This window comes from Streptomyces pactum (assembly GCF_016031615.1).
Taxonomy (GTDB): Bacteria; Actinomycetota; Actinomycetes; order Streptomycetales; family Streptomycetaceae; genus Streptomyces; species Streptomyces pactus.
This window is the reverse complement of sequence record NZ_JACYXC010000001.1, coordinates 5,658,390-5,675,310: the sequence shown is the minus strand read 5'-3', so window position 1 is coordinate 5,675,310 and position 16,921 is coordinate 5,658,390. Positions and strand designations below refer to the sequence as shown.

12 protein-coding genes and 1 pseudogene are annotated in these 16,921 nt (G+C 76.7%); 6 read left to right on the top strand and 7 right to left on the bottom strand.

All coding sequences use genetic code 11. The features are described from left to right. Nucleotides 1-135: 135 nt before the first annotated feature. The 4 genes from IHE55_RS22300 to IHE55_RS22290 all read left to right on the top strand — a co-directional run bounded on the left by IHE55_RS22300 (nucleotide 136) and on the right by IHE55_RS22290 (nucleotide 3,560). Entirely contained in the window at nucleotides 136-1,878 is a 1,743-nt protein-coding gene (locus IHE55_RS22300; protein WP_197990637.1) for an FAD-dependent monooxygenase, read from the top strand. A 449-nt stretch (nucleotides 1,879-2,327) separates the two neighbouring features. After that, nucleotides 2,328-2,417 carry a putative leader peptide gene (locus IHE55_RS33245; protein ID WP_372442714.1) on the top strand — a complete coding sequence of 30 codons (90 nt, stop codon included), beginning with the start codon at nucleotides 2,328-2,330 and terminating at the stop codon, nucleotides 2,415-2,417. Nucleotides 2,418-2,478: 61 nt separating this feature from the next. Further along, complete coding sequence (locus IHE55_RS22295; RefSeq protein ID WP_372442713.1) at nucleotides 2,479-3,180, top strand: cupin domain-containing protein; 702 nt, start codon at nucleotides 2,479-2,481, stop codon at nucleotides 3,178-3,180. Further along, entirely contained in the window at nucleotides 3,177-3,560 is a 384-nt protein-coding gene (locus IHE55_RS22290) for a rhodanese-like domain-containing protein (protein WP_197990636.1), read from the top strand. Before IHE55_RS22295 ends, IHE55_RS22290 begins: the two co-directional genes overlap by 4 nt. A gap of 325 nt (nucleotides 3,561-3,885) precedes the next feature. Here IHE55_RS22290 and recX read toward each other — a convergent pair whose 3' ends face one another. From recX to IHE55_RS22270, 4 genes are all read right to left on the bottom strand, one after another. Beyond that, nucleotides 3,886-4,554, bottom strand: coding sequence for a recombination regulator RecX (gene recX / locus IHE55_RS22285; protein ID WP_197990635.1), 669 nt, complete (start codon nucleotides 4,552-4,554; stop codon nucleotides 3,886-3,888). A 3-nt stretch (nucleotides 4,555-4,557) separates the two neighbouring features. Further along, nucleotides 4,558-5,691, bottom strand: coding sequence for a recombinase RecA (gene recA / locus IHE55_RS22280; RefSeq protein WP_197990634.1), 1,134 nt, complete (start codon nucleotides 5,689-5,691; stop codon nucleotides 4,558-4,560). Nucleotides 5,692-6,031: 340 nt separating this feature from the next. Continuing rightward, nucleotides 6,032-7,222 (bottom strand): AI-2E family transporter, encoded by a 1,191-nt coding sequence (locus IHE55_RS22275; RefSeq protein ID WP_307826777.1) that lies wholly within the window; start codon nucleotides 7,220-7,222, stop codon nucleotides 6,032-6,034. A 398-nt stretch (nucleotides 7,223-7,620) separates the two neighbouring features. Continuing rightward, a complete protein-coding gene (locus IHE55_RS22270; RefSeq protein WP_197990633.1) occupies nucleotides 7,621-7,815 on the bottom strand; it encodes a DUF3046 domain-containing protein in 195 nt (64 codons plus the stop codon). An 80-nt stretch (nucleotides 7,816-7,895) separates the two neighbouring features. Here IHE55_RS22270 and IHE55_RS22265 point away from each other — a divergent pair, with 80 nt between their 5' ends. Then, a complete protein-coding gene (locus IHE55_RS22265) occupies nucleotides 7,896-8,825 on the top strand; it encodes a hypothetical protein (RefSeq protein WP_197990632.1) in 930 nt (309 codons plus the stop codon). Nucleotides 8,826-9,035: 210 nt separating this feature from the next. On the opposite strand, the gene IHE55_RS22260 is transcribed toward IHE55_RS22265, so the two are convergent. The 3 genes and pseudogenes from IHE55_RS22260 to IHE55_RS22250 all read right to left on the bottom strand — a co-directional run bounded on the left by IHE55_RS22260 (nucleotide 9,036) and on the right by IHE55_RS22250 (nucleotide 11,486). Next, nucleotides 9,036-9,344 carry an AzlD domain-containing protein gene (locus tag IHE55_RS22260; RefSeq protein WP_197990631.1) on the bottom strand — a complete coding sequence of 103 codons (309 nt, stop codon included), beginning with the start codon at nucleotides 9,342-9,344 and terminating at the stop codon, nucleotides 9,036-9,038. A gap of 263 nt (nucleotides 9,345-9,607) precedes the next feature. Next, nucleotides 9,608-10,294 (bottom strand): annotated as a pseudogene (locus IHE55_RS22255) (AzlC family ABC transporter permease); the annotation flags it as partial. Between the two features lie 337 nt (nucleotides 10,295-10,631). Beyond that, on the bottom strand, nucleotides 10,632-11,486 hold the full coding sequence (locus IHE55_RS22250) for an AraC family transcriptional regulator (protein WP_197990630.1): 855 nt from the start codon (nucleotides 11,484-11,486) through the stop codon (nucleotides 10,632-10,634). Between the two features lie 80 nt (nucleotides 11,487-11,566). Here IHE55_RS22250 and IHE55_RS22245 point away from each other — a divergent pair, with 80 nt between their 5' ends. Beyond that, a complete protein-coding gene (locus IHE55_RS22245; RefSeq protein ID WP_197990629.1) occupies nucleotides 11,567-16,300 on the top strand; it encodes an ATP-dependent helicase in 4,734 nt (1,577 codons plus the stop codon). Nucleotides 16,301-16,921: the final 621 nt, after the last annotated feature.

The window sequence follows — 16,921 nt, the reverse complement described above, 5'->3', positions numbered from 1 at the left end:
CGCAGTGGGTTGCATACGCTGTGTGATCACGACCCGGGCCATCTCCGCCAGCCGCCCCACCGCCCCCCTCAGCAGCGGGCGCGGCGCCACCGCCGTGTGCCGTGGCGTCCGCACCGACCCCGCGGGAGCCGCGCCGTGGATCCGGTGATCATCGCCGGGGCGGGGCCGGTCGGCCTCTCCCTGGCCCTGGCGCTGGCCCGTCGCGGCGTGCCGGTGGTGGTGCTGGACGAGGGCACCGGCGTGGACGAGCGCCGCCCGGCCAGGACCGCGGTGCTGCGGCCGGACACGGCGGCGCTGGTGACCCGGCTGGGCTGCGCGGAGGCGCTGGGCCACGAACGGTGGACGGGCTGGCGGACCGTGCGGCGGCGCGGCGTGGTCCAGGAGGTCCCACTCGGCGCCCCGGCCGGGTACGGGCCCGGCATGGCGGCCGGCCCCGGGCGTCCCGCGGGCGCGGAGACCGGGACGGCGGCTCCGGTGCACCTGGTGCAGCACGACCTGACCCGGACGCTGCGCGCCCTCCTCGCCCACATGGCGGGATCGGGCCTGGTCACCCTCGCGCCCGGCAGCCGGGTGGACACCCTGGAGCAGGACGCGGCGGGCGTCTCGGTGCACACCCGGGGCCCGGCGGGCACCTGGTGGCGCGGCAGCTACCTGGTCGGCTGCGACGGTCCCCGCTCCACCGTCCGCAAACTCCTGGGCATCCGTTTCCCCGGCCGCACCGCGGTGGAGCGGCACGCCGTCGCCGCGCTCCGCACCGAACTCCCCCGGCCCGGCGAGGCGCTGCTGCACCGCATGCCGCCGTGGCGGGACGCCGACGACGAGGTGACGGCCCGTCCGCTGCCCGGCGGCGTGTGGCGGCTGGACTGGCTGCTGCCGCCCGGCCGGGACCTGGTCACCCCCGAGGCGCTGCTGGCCCGGGTCGAGGACACCCTGACCGGCTGGTGCGGCGACCCGGCCCCGCCCTACCAGCTCCTGGACACCGGGGTGTACACCGTCCACCACCGGCTCGCCAGGCGCTGGCGGGCCGGCCGGGCGTTCCTCGCCGGGGACGCGGCCCACCTGCTCGGCGCGCTGGGGACCCAGGGGCTGGACGAAGGGCTGCGGGACGTGGCCAACCTCACCTGGAAACTGGCGCTCGCCTGGCACGAGGGCGCCACCGGCGCGGACGTGCTGCTCGACAGCTACCAGACCGAGCGGCGCGGCGCGGTGGGCGCCCGGCTGCGCGCCGCGGACCGGGCACTGCCGCTGGTACGGGCCTCCGGCGGCTGGTCCACGGTGCGGCGCACCGTGCTGCCCGGAGCGGCCCGCGGCCACGACGCGCTGCTCACCGACAGCCACCTCGGCCGCGGTCCGCTGGGCGCACCGCCCGCGTACCCCCGGTCTCCGCTGGCCCCCGCCACCGCGCCCAGCGGCTGTGTCACGGTGGCCACCGCACTCGGCGAACCGGTGGCCGACGTCCCGGTGACCACTCCGGACGGGACCACCGCCGGCCTGCGCGACCGGCTCGGCGGGGACCCGCTGGTGGTGCTGGTGGCCCCGGGCACCGGGGTGTGGGACCGCCGGCACTGGCTCCGCGCGGGGCTGATGCCGCGGCTCTCCGCCGCCATCGCGGCGCTGCCGCTGGCCGCGGAACTGCTGGTCGCCGAGGAGTACCCGGGTGCGGCGGCGCACACCGTGCTGCTGGTGCGCCCGGACGGCCACCTGGCCGCGGCGATGTCCGGGGTCCGGCCCGCCGAGCTGTACGCCTGCGCGGACGCGCTGCGCGGCGGCGCCACGGCCTCCGGCGCCCGGACCGCCGACGAGGAGACACCCCGGAAGGCGCTGCGGAAGGCCCCGTCCGGCACGGCGCAGGACTCCCCCACCACGGCGGGCCACTGACCGGCCGCGCCACCGGCCCCGGATCGCGGTGATGCCGCCCCGGTGATGACGGCGCGAGCCCGACCGGGGGTGCGGTGCGCCGGACCTGGGCGGGGGTGCGGTGGCCCGGGCGGGAGGGCGGTGGACGGGGGTCCAGTGGCCCGGACCCGGACGGGGGATGCGGTGGGCCGAACGGCAGCGGTGGGCAGGGGGCGGGGCCGGACGGCAGGCGGTGGCCCGGACGGGAGGGCGGTGGGCCGGACCCGGACGGGGGGTGCGGTGGGCAGGGTGCGGGGCCGGGCCACGAGCGGGCCGGGGGCCGGAGCGGGTGCGGCGTCACACCGGCGGGGCCGACGGCGTACGGTGCCCGGACCGCGTACCGACCGGGTGCCCCCGCGACCCCCATCCGCCCTCACGGCCGCCGATGCCCCGGTTGACCGTGGATTCCGGCCCATGATTCACTGCGGAGCGTGACCGACACCCGGCTGCCGCGCTTCTGGCGGAGGGTCCACGTGGACCTGCTCCGCTACGCGGGCTGCGTGTGTCGCCCGTCCTGCTGATCGATTCCCACCGCGCGGCCCTGACTGCCGCGCCTCTCCGCGATCACCCAGGACGGTTCCCGTGTCTTCCGTGTCACCCGCTTCGCCCGTCTCCGCCGGGCAGCCCACCCCTGCCCGGCCTCCCGCCCCTGCCGCGCACGCGCACCCCCGCTTCCGCCACTCCTCCCGCCCCTGTCACACCCCGGCCGGCCGGCCGTCCCCCCCGTTCCGGTACGCGGCCGGTTCCACGGCACCGGATCCGGCCGCCGATACGGCCCCGGCCGCCCCGGGCGCGCCCGGCTCCGCGGAACTGCTCGCCTTCGCCCGGCGGGTCGCCGCCGACACCGCTCTGGTCTCCGCGCTCCCCCTCGATCCGGAGGGCCGCACCTGGCTGCGGCTGGACGGGCCCGGGGGCAGCGAGGCATGGCTGATCGGCTGGCCACCGGGCACCGGTACGGGCTGGCACGACCACGGCGGCTCGCACGGCGCGTTCGTGACCGCCGCGGGCGAACTCGTCGAACAGTCCCTCGCCGTCCAGCTCCCGACCGAGGGCTGGAAGACGCTGGAGCTGGCCGACGGCGTGGACCGCGAACGCCGGCTCGCCCCGGGACGCGGCCGGGCCTTCGGGTCGCACCACGTCCACCAGGTGCTCAACACATCGGCCGACCGGCACGCGGTGTCGGTGCACGCCTACTTCCCGCCCCTGCCGCTGATGCGCCGCTACAGCCGGTCCGGGCCGCTGCTCCGTCTGGAGCAGGTCGAACGTCCGGAGGAGTGGGCATGACGTACCGCACCGTCGACGAACTCCTCGCCGAGGCCCGCGCCGAGCTGGACCGGGTGACCCCCGCCGAGGCCGCCCCGCTCCGGGCCTCCGGCGGGATCCTGGTGGACATCCGGTACGCGGCACTGCGGGACCGGGACGGCACCATCCCCGGCGCGCTGATCGTGGAGCGCAACGAACTGGAGTGGCGCCTCGATCCGCTCTGCGACCACCGGCTGCCCGAGGCCACCGGACACGACCTGCCGGTGGTGGTGATCTGCAACGAGGGGTACGCGTCGAGCCTCGCCGCGGTGTCCCTGCGCCGCCTCGGGCTGCGTCGGGCGACGGACCTGGTGGGCGGCTTCCAGGCATGGCGCGCGGCCGGCCTCCCGGTACGTCCCTGACCACCCCGGTGCCGTAGGGCCCGGACCCGTACCGCCTGTCTTCCCCCTGTGCGACCCGGTCCCCGGCAGCTCCTCGCGGTTCGCCCCCGGGTCTCCCCTGCACCGCCCCGACCCGTACCGCCAGGTCCCCCGCCGCATGCCCCCGACGCGGGCCGTCTGCCTTCCCCGCGCCGCCCGTACGGGGACAACTCCCGGCCTGCGCCGCACGGCCCGGATCACCCCCGTCCGCGCCCCGCGGCCGCCGTCGGCCGAGGGGACGCCGCGCCATGAGGGCCATGAGCGAGGAGGCCGGCGCGGGCCGGAGGGGCGCGGTGCGGGCCGGTGGTCAGTCCTCGGGGAGGTGGTGGTCGAGGAGGGCGGTGTCCTCCCCCTCTTCCTCCAGTGCGCGCCGCACCACGCGCAGCGCCAACCCTTCCGGGTACCCCTTGCGGGCGAGCATTCCGGCCAGGCGCCGGAGCCGCTTGTCGGGGTCGAGGCCCCGGGTGCTCGCGAGCTTGCGCTCCACCAGCTGCCGGGCGGTGTGCTCCTCCTGCTCCGCGTCGAGCCGGCCCACGGCGTCGTCAATCACGGCGGAGTCCACGCCCTTGGTGCGCAGCTCCCGGGCGAGTGCGCGGCGGGCCAGGCCCCGGCTGTGGTGCCGGGACTCCACCCAGGCCCCGGCGAACGCCGCGTCGTCGATCAGGCCCACGTCCTCGAACCGGGCGAGGACCTCCTGGGCCACCTCGTCGGGGATGCCCCGCTTCCGCAGCGCGTCCGCGAGCTGCTGCCGGGTGCGCGGGGTCCCGGTCAGCAGCCGCAGGCAGATCGCCCGGGCCTGCTCCTCGGGGCTGCGCGGCTGCTCCCCCGCCGCGCCGCCGTCACCGGCACCGGGCGCGCCCGGGGATCGGCGGTCCCGGCCCCCTGCCCCGAAGGCCCGGCGGGTCTCCCCTCCGTCCGTGCCCGCGCCGCCGGCCGGGTGGTCCGGCGGATCGGGCCAGTCGGTTCGCCGCGTCATGGGTCAGCTCTTGGCCGCGGTGGCCTTGGCCGTCTTCGCCCCGGCCTTCACCGCGGTGGCCGGTGCGGCCTTCACGGGCGCGGCGGCCGGGTCGGCGGTGGTCGCCGCGTCGGCTCCGGGCTCGCCCGCGGGGTCGGCGGCCTTGACGCCGATGCCGAGCTTCTCCTTGATCTTCTTCTCGATCTCGTTGGCCAGGTCCGGGTTGTCCTTGAGGAAGTTCCGGGCGTTCTCCTTGCCCTGGCCCAGCTGGTCGCCCTCGTAGGTGTACCAGGCGCCCGACTTGCGGATGAAGCCGTGCTCCACACCCATGTCGATCAGGCCGCCCTCACGGCTGATGCCCTGGCCGTAGAGGATGTCGAACTCGGCCTGCTTGAACGGCGGGGCGACCTTGTTCTTGACGACCTTGACGCGGGTGCGGTTGCCGACCGCCTCGGTGCCGTCCTTGAGGGTCTCGATGCGGCGGATGTCCAGCCGTACCGAGGCGTAGAACTTCAGCGCGCGGCCACCGGTCGTGGTCTCCGGCGAGCCGAACATCACGCCGACCTTCTCGCGGAGCTGGTTGATGAAGATCGCGGTGGTCTTGGACTGGTTGAGCGCACCGGTGATCTTCCGCAGCGCCTGGCTCATCAGCCGGGCCTGGAGGCCGACGTGCGAGTCGCCCATCTCGCCCTCGATCTCGGCACGCGGCACCAGCGCGGCCACCGAGTCGATGACGATCAGGTCCAGCGCGCCGGAGCGGATCAGCATGTCCGTGATCTCCAGCGCCTGCTCGCCGTTGTCCGGCTGGGAGAGGATCAGCGAGTCGGTGTCCACCCCCAGCTTCTGGGCGTAGTCCGGGTCGAGCGCGTGCTCGGCGTCGACGAAGGCCACGGTGCCGCCGGCCCGCTGGGCGTTGGCCACGGCGTGCAGGGTCAGCGTGGTCTTGCCGGAGGACTCCGGCCCGTACACCTCGACCACCCGGCCGCGCGGCAGACCGCCGACGCCCAGGGCCACGTCGAGGGCGGTCGAGCCGGTGGGGATGACCTCGATCGGCTCGTTCGGCCGCTCGCCCATCCGCATCACGGCGCCCTTGCCGAATTGCCGTTCAATCTGCGCGAGCGCGGCGTCGAGCGCCTTCTCGCGGTCGGTTCCTGCCATGGGTTCCACCCGGTTTGCTTGAGTCGATCGCTTCACGTCCACGACGCTAACGCCTGCCACTGACAACGCGCCCGGACGGCGGCCGGCCTGTGGAAAACCTCGGTGGAAAACCGTGTCGGACTTCCGGCCGGACGACCATAAGAATAGATGTTCGATTTTGGTGTCAACCGGCCCGGTGGGCCGGCCACCCCCTGCACCCGGCCACCGCGGCACCGGCCCGGGCACCGGGACACCCGGCCCCACCACCCGGCCGCAGGGGTACCGGCCCGGCCTCGCCGGCGGCCACGGCCGCGCCCGGGCCGGCGGCGGCAGACGGACGCTCGCGTGCCCCGGGCGGGGGTCAGCCGCGACGGGCCAGCGCCTCCCGGACCCGCCCCAGGGCCGACACCCCGGGCTCCCGCCGGGACCGCCGCCCCTGTACCCGCGGGTCGTCGGTCACGTCGTACCGCTTGACGTACGCGCCGAGGAACGCCTGCAGCGTCGCCGTCGCCGGGATCGCGATCAGCGCGCCGATCGCGCCGAGCAGCGCGGTGCCCGCGATCACCGAACCGAACGCCACCGCCGGGTGGATGTCCACCGTCTTCGCGGTGATCCGCGGTTGCAGCAGGTAGTTCTCGAACTGCTGGTAGATCACCACGAAGCCGAGCACCCACACCGCGTACCAGGGATCGACGGTGAAGGCGATGAGCATCGGCAGGGCGCCCGCCAGGTAGGTGCCGATGGTCGGGATGAACTGGGAGATCAGCCCCACCCAGACGGCCAGCGCGGGCGCGTAGGGCACCCCCAGGATCTCCAGCAGGATGTAGTGCGCGATCCCGGAGATCAGCGCCATCAGCCCGCGCGAGTAGAGGTAGCCGCCGGTCTTGGCCACCGCGATCTCCCAGGCCCGCAGTACCTCGGCCTGCCGGTGCGGCGGCAGCACCGAGCACAGGCCGCGCCGCAGCCGGGGGCCGTCCGCGGCGAAGTAGAAGGCGAACAGGGTCACCGTCAGCACCTGGAACAGGCCGCCGAGCACGGCCGCGGAGACGTCCAGCACGTTGTCCGCGCTGTCCTGGGCGTACCGCTGCAGCACCTCGGAGTGGAGCAGGCTGTCCTGTATCTCCACCCGGGACAGCTCGGTGTGGAACGTCTGGTTGCTCCAGTTGATCAGCTTGTCGAGGTAGTCGGGGAAGTCCTCGACCATCTTCACGATCTGGTCCGCCAGCATCGACCCGAGCAGCGTGAAGAAGCCGGCCACGAAGACGAGGATGCCGAGGAACACCAGCCCGGTGGCGACGCCCCGGCGGATGCCGCGGGCGGCCATCCGGTCCACCGCCGGCTCGATCGCCAGGGCCAGGAAGAACGCGATCAGGATGTTGAGCAGCAGCCCCGTGAGCTGGTCGAACGCCCAGGTGGCAAGCTGGAAACAGGCCACCAGCGCAAGCGCCAGCACCATGGCACGGGGCAGCCAGCGCGGCATCGGGGCGGCGGGCCGCGCCGGGGGCCGGGGGCGGTCGTCGTCGAGCGGAGGCGTCTGTTCTGTCGTTGCCACCCGCCCAGTGTGGCCTACCGGGACGGGTGGTTCCGGCCATCCACAGGTTGTTCCGGCCGTCCCGCCCCTGGAGCCGCCGGGGGCCGGCCGTCACCGGCCCGCCCCCGCGGCGGTACGACCGGCCCGGCCGTACCGGCGACGACCCGGTGACGGGGGCGGTGCGACCGGGGGGCGTCCGTGCGGCCGGGATTCGTCCGCCCAGTCGGGCGCCTCGTCCGGACGGCCCGCCCGTGCGTACCGCTGTCATCGGCCGGTCCCGCGTCCGTACGGCCGGGCACGGGAGGCCCGGCCCGGTCCTCGTCCGCACGGCCGGGCGCCGCGCCTGTCCGCCGGGCGCGGGCCGCGTCCGGCGGGCGGTCGCGCCGCGCCGCCGCCACGGAGGCGGCACCGGGCGCAGGTCAGCGTCTGTCGTGCGGGACGTCCACGGCCCGGCACACCCCGCGCCACACGTCCTTGGCCTCCCAGCCGGCGTCCAGCGCCTGGTGGACGGTCCGGCCACCGAGTTCGGCCATCACATGATCGCGCGCGAAGGAGTCGGCGTACGCCTCACCGAAGTGGTCCGCCATCCGCTGCCAGAAGTCCGTCAACCGCATGTGCCCAGTATCCCGCCCCTGCGGGTGCAGCCGCGCCGGTGCGCCCGTCCGGCGCGGGTGGCGGGCCCTACCGTCGGAGGATGGACCGTTCCCAGACAGCTGCCGCCACCCCGCTCGCCCGCGCCGAGCGGTTCATCTGGCTCACCGCACGCGTCCTGGAGCAGCACCGCTTCGCGTACCACTTCCTGGGCGGCCGGGTGGAGGCCGTGGAGACGGCGCTGGCGGCGTACGAGCGGGACGACGGCGGGTACGGGTACGGGCTGGAGCCGGACCGGCGCGGCCCGGTCAGCCAGCCCCTCGCCACCGCGCTCGCGCTGCGGGTGCTGGACGAGATCGACCGCTGCGGCGGCCCGCGGGCGGAGCGGATCTGCCGCTTCCTGACCGCGGTCGCCCGCCCGGACGGCGCGCTGCCCGCGCTGCTGCCGGCGCAGCGCGGCTATCCGGCCGCCCCCTGGCCGCCGGTGCGCGACCATCCGCCGAGCGAGCTGCTGAGCACCGGACCCGTGGTGGGGCTGCTGCACCGCAACGGGGTGTGGCACGCCTGGCTGTTCCGGGCCACCGATTTCTGCTGGGCGGCGGTCGAGGCGCTGGCGGAGGGGGCCCGGGCCCATCCCGACGAGGTCGTGGCGGCCGTCGCGTTCCTGGACGGTGCTCCGGACCGCCCCCGGGCGGAGGCGCTGGCGGAGCGGCTGGGCCGGTGGGTCCGGGAGCAGCGGCTGCTGGTGCTGGACCCGGACCGGGCGGCGGCGCACCCGGTCGCGGAGGGGTACGCCCCCGGTGCGCGCCACTTCCCGCACGACGTGGCGCGCGAGCCCGGGTCGCTGGCCCGCCGCTGGTTCACCGACGCGGAGATGAAGCGGTCGCTGGACCACCTCGCGGCGGCCCAGGAAGCGGACGGCGGCTGGCCGGCCCGCCGGCACGCCTGGGCGCCGTGCAGCGGCCCGGGGTGGCGGGCGCTGGCCACGGTCGAGGCGCTGCTGACGCTGCGGGCGCACGGCCGGGCCGGCTGACCGGCCCCACCCGCGCCCGGCGGGTTACGCCGGAACGCCGCGGCCCGGGCGCCGTGACCGGACCTGCCGCGGCAAACCGGCCGGTCCCGGCCGCCCGGCATCATGCGCCGGCCGGCCGACAGGCGGACCGCGGGGGCCCGCCGGACGGCCGCTGGCCGCGCGGGTCGGTCCGCACACCGGCCCCGGTCGGGCCGCCGGCCGGTGCGCCGGTCAGCCGGTCAGTGCCCTGACCACCGCGGTGACGGCCACCGCGGCCGTCACCACCACCAGGAACGGGGCGCGCAGCAGCAGGGCGAGCGCCGCCGCGGCGAGCCCCGCCGCGCCGGCGTCGAGACGCAGGCTCTGTCCCGCGGCGAAGGTCTGCTGGGCGGTGAGCGCCGCCAGCAGGGCGACCGGGACCAGTGCGGCGAGCCGCTTGACCAGGGGACGCTCCAGGACCCCGGCCGGCACCGACAGGCCCAGCAGCTTCACCAGGTAGCAGCCGACCGCGGTCGCCGCGATGGCGGTCCAGACGCTCACCGCGCCCCCTCCTCGTCCTCGTCTTCGTACCCGTCCTCGTTCCGGTGTCCGGGCCTCTTCCCGCCGGGCCCCGGCGCGGGCTCCCCGGCACCGGCCGCACCGGTCGCGGGAGCGGTCCCGGGACCGGCGGCCGGTGTGGTCTCCTCCGCCCCGGTGACCGCTTCCGCCCCGGTGGCCACTTCCGCCCCGGCGGTCCGGCCCGACCCGCCGGCCGCTCCGGCACGTCCGGTTCCTCCGGTCCCCTCCGCCCGACCGGGCGCCTCGGTCCCGGCGGCCCCCGCGGGCCCCGTCCGGGTCGCCCGCCGGCCGGCGGACCGCTCCGCGACGAGCACCGCGGGTGCGGCGAGCGCCGCCACCAGGACCGGGACCCCGGTCGGCAGCACCGGGACGCAGGCCAGCACCAGCAGGACGCCCAGCCCCGCCACGGCCCGCTCGGTGGTGGTCGTCAGCTTCGGCGCCAGCAGCGCCAGGAAGACCGCGGGCCCGGCGGCGTCCAGCCCCCAGGCGTCGGTGTCGCCGAGTGCGGAGGCACCGAGCGCCCCGATGACGGTGGTCAGGTTCCACAGGACGAAGACGCTCACCGCCGTGACCGCGAAGCCCAGCCGCGCCGAGCGCCGGTCGGGCTGGGCGAGGGCGACGGCGGCGGACTCGTCGATCACCCCGTGGGCGGCCAGCGGCCGCAGTGACCGGGGCAGTTGGAGGAGGCCGGAGAGCCGGAGCCCGTAGAAGGCGTTGCGGACGCCGAGGAAGAACGCCCCGGCGGCGGCGGTCAGCGGGTTCCCGCCGGCCGCGAGCGCACCGACCAGCGCGAACTGCGAGGCACCGGTGAACACGAAGAAGCTGAGGGCCGCGGTCTGGAGGACGTCGAGCCCGGCGCCGGCCGCGGTCACGCCGAAGGCGAAGCCGGAGAGCCCGACCGCGACGCCGACGCCGAGCGCGTCCCGGACCACCGCCCGGTCCGGCCTCGCGTGGCCGTCGGCTCCGGTAGGTCCTGTGGTGCCCGTGGGCCCTGTGGTGCCCGTGCGGTCCGTGGGGAGCCCGTCACCGGCGGGGCCGGTGCGGCCCGTGGGGCCACCGCCACCGGTGGGACCAGAAGAGCCCGTGGAGCCCGTGGAACGGGAGGAGCCGGATGGCCTGGTGGGGCCGGTGGGGAAACCGTCGGTGCCGCCCGGGCCGGGCGCGGTCGCGGTCCCGTGGCCGGCACTCCGACCGGCACCCCGACCGGCGTCGCGACCGCGGCCGGCCCCGTCGGTGGATATGTCTGCTGGTTCTGCCACGTCCCGGAGGCTAGGCGGGCGTCCCGGGGGCGGTCTTGTACGTTCTTGCGCGCTCCCGCTGGTAGGCCCCGGGAGGTACGCCCACGATCCGGGTGAAGTGCCGGTTCAGGTGGGGCTGGTCGGTGAACCCGACCTGGGCGGCCACCACGGCGGGCGCGGTCCCGGCCTCCAGCAGCTCCCGGGCCCGCCGCACCCGGGCGTCGGTGAGCCAGGTGTGCGGCGGCATGCCGAAGGTGGCGCGGAAGGCACGCAGCAGGGCGAAGGGACCGGTGCCCAGTTCGGCGGCGAGCTTCTCCAGCGACGGCGGGTCGGCCATCCGCTCCTGGAGCACCGCGCGGGCGCGCAGGGCGATACGCGCGCCCGCGCCGGGCGCCGGGCGCGCGGCCAGTGGCGTCCCGTAGCGGCGCAGCAGACGGGCGACGGCGATCCGCAGCAGGCTGTCGGCGGCCAGCGCGTTGCCCTCCTCGGCGGCCCGGTGCACCTCGGTGAGCAGGCGGTGGCTGTACGGGTCGGACTCGACCACCACCTCGCGGAAGGCGGGGGTGCCGCGGACCGCCCCGCTCTCCGCGGCGATCGCCGCGACCAGCTCCGGGCTGGGGTACAGGACCCGGTACGTCCAGCCCTCCGGGACGCCGGCGTACCCGGTGTGCGGCACGTCGGGGTTGATCAGGGCCACCCCGCCGGGGCCGACCCGTTCGATGTCGGTGCGGTGCCGGAACTCCTCGACGCCCCGGGTGATGGCGGCCAGCGCGAAGGCGTCGTGGGTGTGCGGGGTGAACGACTTGCGGATGTAGCGGGCGCGCAGCAGATCGACCCCGGGCAGCTCCGGGTGGGCCCAGTGCCGTGCGCTCTCTCCGCTCGCCATGCCCTCATTCTCCATCCGCACGCACCGCCCTGACCTGCGGGTCCGGGCCGTTGTCGGTGGGGCGGTGCACGATGGGGGGCATGGCGAGGACAGCGCTCGACAGCTTCTCCCCGGCGACCCGCGGATGGTTCACCGGGGCGTTCCGCGCGCCCACCGCCGCGCAGGAGGGGGCCTGGCGGGCCATCGCGGAGGGCTCGGACGTGCTGGTGGTCGCCCCGACCGGCTCGGGCAAGACACTCGCCGCCTTCCTCGCCGCGCTGGACCGGCTGGCGAGTACCCCGCCGCCGGCCGAGGCGCGGAAGCGGTGCCGGGTGCTGTACGTCTCCCCGCTGAAGGCGCTGGCGGTGGACGTGGAGCGGAACCTGCGCAGTCCACTGACCGGCATCCGCCACGAGGCGTTGCGGCTGGGGCTGCCGGAGCCCGAGGTGCGGGTCGGCATCCGGTCGGGGGACACCTCCGCGGCCGAGCGGCGCGCGATCGCCACCCGCCCGCCGGACATCCTCATCACCACCCCGGAGTCGCTGTTCCTGATGCTCACCTCCTCCGCCCGGGAGGCGCTCACCGGGGTGGAGACGGTGATCCTCGACGAGGTGCACGCCGTCGCCGGCACCAAGCGCGGCGCGCACCTGGCGCTGTCCCTGGAGCGGCTGGACCACCTGCTGGCCCGTCCGGCGCGCCGCATCGGGTTGTCCGCGACCGTGCGGCCGGTGGACGAGGTGGCCCGGTTCCTCTACCCGCGGCGCAGGGTGGAGGTGGTCCAGCCGCCCTCCGGCAAGGAGTTCGACCTGTCGGTGGTGGTCCCGGTGGAGGACCTCGGCGAGCTGGGTTCCTCCCCGGTCCAGGACGGTGACACCGGGGAGCGGCCGTCGATCTGGCCGCAGGTGGAGGAGCGGATCGCCGATCTGGTGACCGCGCACCGCTCGACCATCGTCTTCGCCAACTCCCGCCGGCTGGCCGAGCGGCTGTGCAACCGGCTCAACGAGATCGCCTACGAGCGGGCCACCGGCACCGCGGTCCCCGAGGACCACTCCCCGGCGGAGCTGATGGGCGGCTCCGGTGCCGCCACGGGCGCGCCGCCGCTGCTCGCCCGCGCCCACCACGGCTCGGTCTCCAAGGAGCAGCGGGCGCAGGTGGAGGAGGACCTGAAGGCCGGGCGGCTGCCGGCCGTGGTGGCCACCTCCAGCCTGGAGCTGGGCATCGACATGGGCGCGGTGGACCTGGTGGTGCAGGTGGAGTCGCCGCCGTCGGTGGCCTCCGGGCTGCAGCGGGTGGGGCGGGCCGGCCACCAGGTGGGCGCGGTCTCCACCGGGGTGGTCTTCCCCAAGTACCGCGGTGACCTGGTGCAGGCCGCGGTGGTCACCGAGCGGATGCGGCAGGGCGCCATCGAGTCGCTACGGGTGCCGGCCAACCCGCTCGACGTGCTGGCCCAGCAGGTTGTCGCCATGACGGCGCTGGACACCTGGGACGTGGCGGAGCTGCTGGCGCTGGTGCGACGGGCGGCGCCGTTCGCCTCGCTGCCGGAGTCGGCGTTCACCGCGGTCCTGGACATGCTCGCCGGCCGCTACCCCTCCGACGCGTTCGCGGAGCTGCGTCCGCGGGTGGTCTGGGACCGGGTGGCCGGCACCGTCACCGGCCGGCCGGGGGCCCAGCGGCTGGCGGTCACCTCCGGCGGCACCATCCCGGACCGGGGTCTGTTCGGGGTCTTCCTCGCCGGTTCCGACCCGCGCAAGGGCGGCGGCCGGGTCGGCGAGCTGGACGAGGAGATGGTGTACGAGTCGCGGGTGGGGGACGTCTTCACCCTCGGTACCACCTCCTGGCGCATCGAGGACATCACCCGGGACCGGGTCCTGGTCTCCCCCGCCCCCGGGGTGCCCGGGCGGCTGCCGTTCTGGAAGGGCGACCAGCTGGGGCGCCCGCTGGAGCTGGGCCGGGCGCTGGGCGCCTTCCTCCGCGAGGTCGGCGGGATGGGGCCGGAGGCGGCGCGGGAGCGGCTGGCCGCGGCGGGCCTGGACGACTGGGCCGCCGGGAACGTATTGAGCTACCTCGACGAGCAGCGGCGGGCGTGCGGGCACGTGCCGGACGACCGCACGATCGTGGTGGAGCGGTTCCGGGACGAGCTGGGCGACTGGCGGGTGGTGGTGCACTCCCCCTTCGGGGCGCAGGTGCACGCCCCGTGGGCGCTCGCGCTGGGGGCCCGGCTGACCGAGCGGTACGGACTGGACGCCCAGGTGATGCACGCCGACGACGGCATCGTGCTGCGGCTGCCGGACGCGGACACCATGGGCCTGGACTTCCTCGACGCCGACCCGGCCGCCCCGGCAGCGGCGTACGACGCCGAGCAGTCGCCGGTGGGCGCCGCCGACGTGGTCTTCGACAAGGGCGAGGTCGACCGGATCGTCACCGACCAGGTGGGCGGCTCGGCGCTGTTCGCCGCCCGGTTCCGGGAGTGCGCGGCGCGCGCCCTGCTGCTGCCGCGGCGCAACCCGGGCAAGCGGACCCCGCTGTGGCAGCAGCGGCAGCGCGCCGCCCAGCTCCTCCAGGTGGCGAGCGAGTTCGGGTCGTTCCCGATCGTCCTGGAGGCGGTCCGGGAGTGCCTGCAGGACGTGTTCGACGTCCCCGGGCTCACCGAGCTGATGGGGGACATCGAGTCCCGGCGGGTGCGGCTGGTGGAGGTCACCACCCCCGAGCCGTCGCCGTTCGCCCGCTCGCTGCTCTTCGGGTACGTCGCGCAGTTCCTGTACGAGGGTGACTCGCCGCTCGCCGAGCGGCGCGCCGCGGCCCTGTCGCTGGACTCCCGGCTGCTGGCCGAGCTGCTGGGCCAGGCCGAGCTGCGGGAGCTGCTCGACGCGGAGGTGCTGACCGAGCTGGAGCGCGAGCTGCAGTGGCGCACCGAGGACCGGCGCGCCAAGGACGCCGAGAGCGTGGCGGACCTGCTGCGCATCCTCGGGCCGCTCACCGGCGAGGAGCTGGCCGAGCGCGGCGCGGAGCCGGAGTGGGTGCGGGAGCTGGCCGCCGCCCGGCGCGCCATCCCGGTCCGCATCGCCGGGCGGGACCACTGGGCGGCGGTGGAGGACGCCGGCCGGCTGCGGGACGCGCTGGGCACCGCGCTCCCGGTGGGGGTGCCGGAGGCCTTCACCGAGCCGGTCAAGGACCCGCTGGGCGATCTGCTGGCCCGGTTCGCCCGCACCCACGGCCCGTTCACCACCGCCACCGCCGCCGCACGGTTCGGCCTGGGCGCGGCCGTCACCGAGGGCGCGCTGCAGCGGCTCGCCGCGTCGGGCCGGGTGGTGCAGGGCGAGTTCCATCCGGCCGGCATCGGCCAGGAGTGGTGTGACGCGGCGGTGCTGCGGCGGCTGCGCCGCAGGTCGCTCGCCGCGCTGCGGGAGGAGCTGGAGCCGGTGCCGCCCGCCGCGCTCGCCGCCTTCCTCCCGCAGTGGCAGCACGTGGGGGCGCCCCACCCGCAGCCCCGGGACAGAACGGGCGCGGCGCCCTCGGCGGTTCCGGGGCTGCGCGGCATCGACGGCCTGGTGCGCGCCGTCGAGCAGTTGCAGGGCGCGCCGGTGCCGGCGTCCGCACTGGAGAAGCTGGTCCTGCCGTCGCGGGTCGCCGACTACAACCCGACCATGCTCGACGAGCTCACCGCCGGCGGCGAGGTGCTGTGGGCCGGCGCGGGCGCCCTGCCCGGCAAGGACGGCTGGGTCTCGCTCCACCTCGCCGACGCCGCGCCGCTGCTGCTGCCCGCGCCGCACCCGCTGGAGCTGGGACCGCTGCACCTGGCGGTCCTGGACGCCCTGTCCGGGGGGTACGGCCTGTTCTTCCGGCAGATCGCCGAACAGGTGCGCGCCGCCCACCCGGAGTCCTCGGACGCCGAGCTGGCCGACGTGGTGTGGGAGCTGTGCTGGTCCGGGCGGCTGACCAACGACACCCTGGCCCCGCTCCGCTCGCTGCTGGGCTCGGGCCGCACCGCGGGGGCCACCGCGCACCGCGCCCGGCGCACGGTGCCCCGCGGCCGCTACGGAACCGGCGGCCTGACCGCCCGTGCGGGTCGGCCGGGCGGGGCCCGGGGCGGCCCGCCGACGGTCGCCGGCCGCTGGTCGATGCTGCCGGAGCGGGAGCCGGACACCACCCACCGGGCACACGCACTGGCCCGTACGCTGCTCGACCGGCACGGCATCGTCACCCGCGGCACGGTGGTGGCGGAGGGCGTGGAGGGCGGCTTCTCGGCCGCCTACCGGGTGCTGTCGGCGTTCGAGGACACCGGGCAGGCCCGGCGCGGTTACGTGGTCGAGGGGCTCGGCGCGGCGCAGTTCGCGATGGACGGCGCGGTGGACCGGCTGCGCGCGGTGAGCGGCGCCCGGGACCGCGCGGCGGGCCTGGCCGCGGACAGCGGTGACGTCTTCGGGGCGCCGCCGGCCGGCCGGGCGCTGGTCCTGGCCGCCGCCGACCCGGCCAACGCCTACGGCGCGGCGCTGCCCTGGCCGGAGCCGCCGGCCGGGGCCGGCCACAAGCCGGGGCGCAAGGCGGGGTCGCTGGTGGTGCTCGTCGAGGGCGAGCTGACGCTGTACGTCGAGCGGGGCGGAAAGTCCCTGCTGGCCTGGCCGTCCGGCCCGGCGGAGGCGGAGTCCCCGGACGACGACGCCCGGCTGCGGGTCGCCGTGGAGGCGCTGGCCGCCGCCGGACGGCACGGCGCGCTGGGCACCGTCACGGTGGAGCGCGTCAACGGCACCCCCGCGCTGACCGGACCCTGGGGACGCACCCTGGAGACGGCCGGGTTCCACCCGACCCCGCGCGGCTTCCGCCTCCGCGCTCCGTAGCCCACCCGCCGGCCCCTGCCCCTTCTCGGCGAGGCTCGCCCTCGTGGCACACCCCTGCCCCGGCGGGCGCGGGCGGCTCCGGCAGCGTGCCCGGACCGCCGGCACGGGCCGTCCCGCGTCCTGGCCCGGCCCCGGCGACGCGGGCGGCGCACCGCGACCGGCGCCGGGAGGGAGAGCAGCCGTGCCGCCGCCCGCGGACGGCACCGGACGTGGCGGCTCCCTACCAGGCCGCCAGGGCCGGACGGGTTTCGTCACAGCGCCACCGCCCGCCCACGGCGCCGTCGGCACCCGGCGCCCGGCGAGCCACCGCGGTCGGGGACGAGGCGATCCGACCGGCCCGGGCACGGTGGCGGGGACGGACGAGACGGTCGGGACGCGAAACGGGCCTGGCGTCCGGGCCGGGAAAGGCAGCCGGGCAGGGAAAGCGGGAAAGGCAGCCGGGCCGGAAGAGGCGGCGGAGACGGGCGAGACGGCCTGAGACGGCCGAAGATGCGGCGGAGACGGGCAAGGTTCGCGGAAACGGCCGGGACCGGCGCGAAGAGCGGGGCGGGGAGGCCGCCGAGCGAGGGAGGCGACCGCCGCGCCCCGGAGACGCACCACCCTCGCCGTGGTGACCCGCGG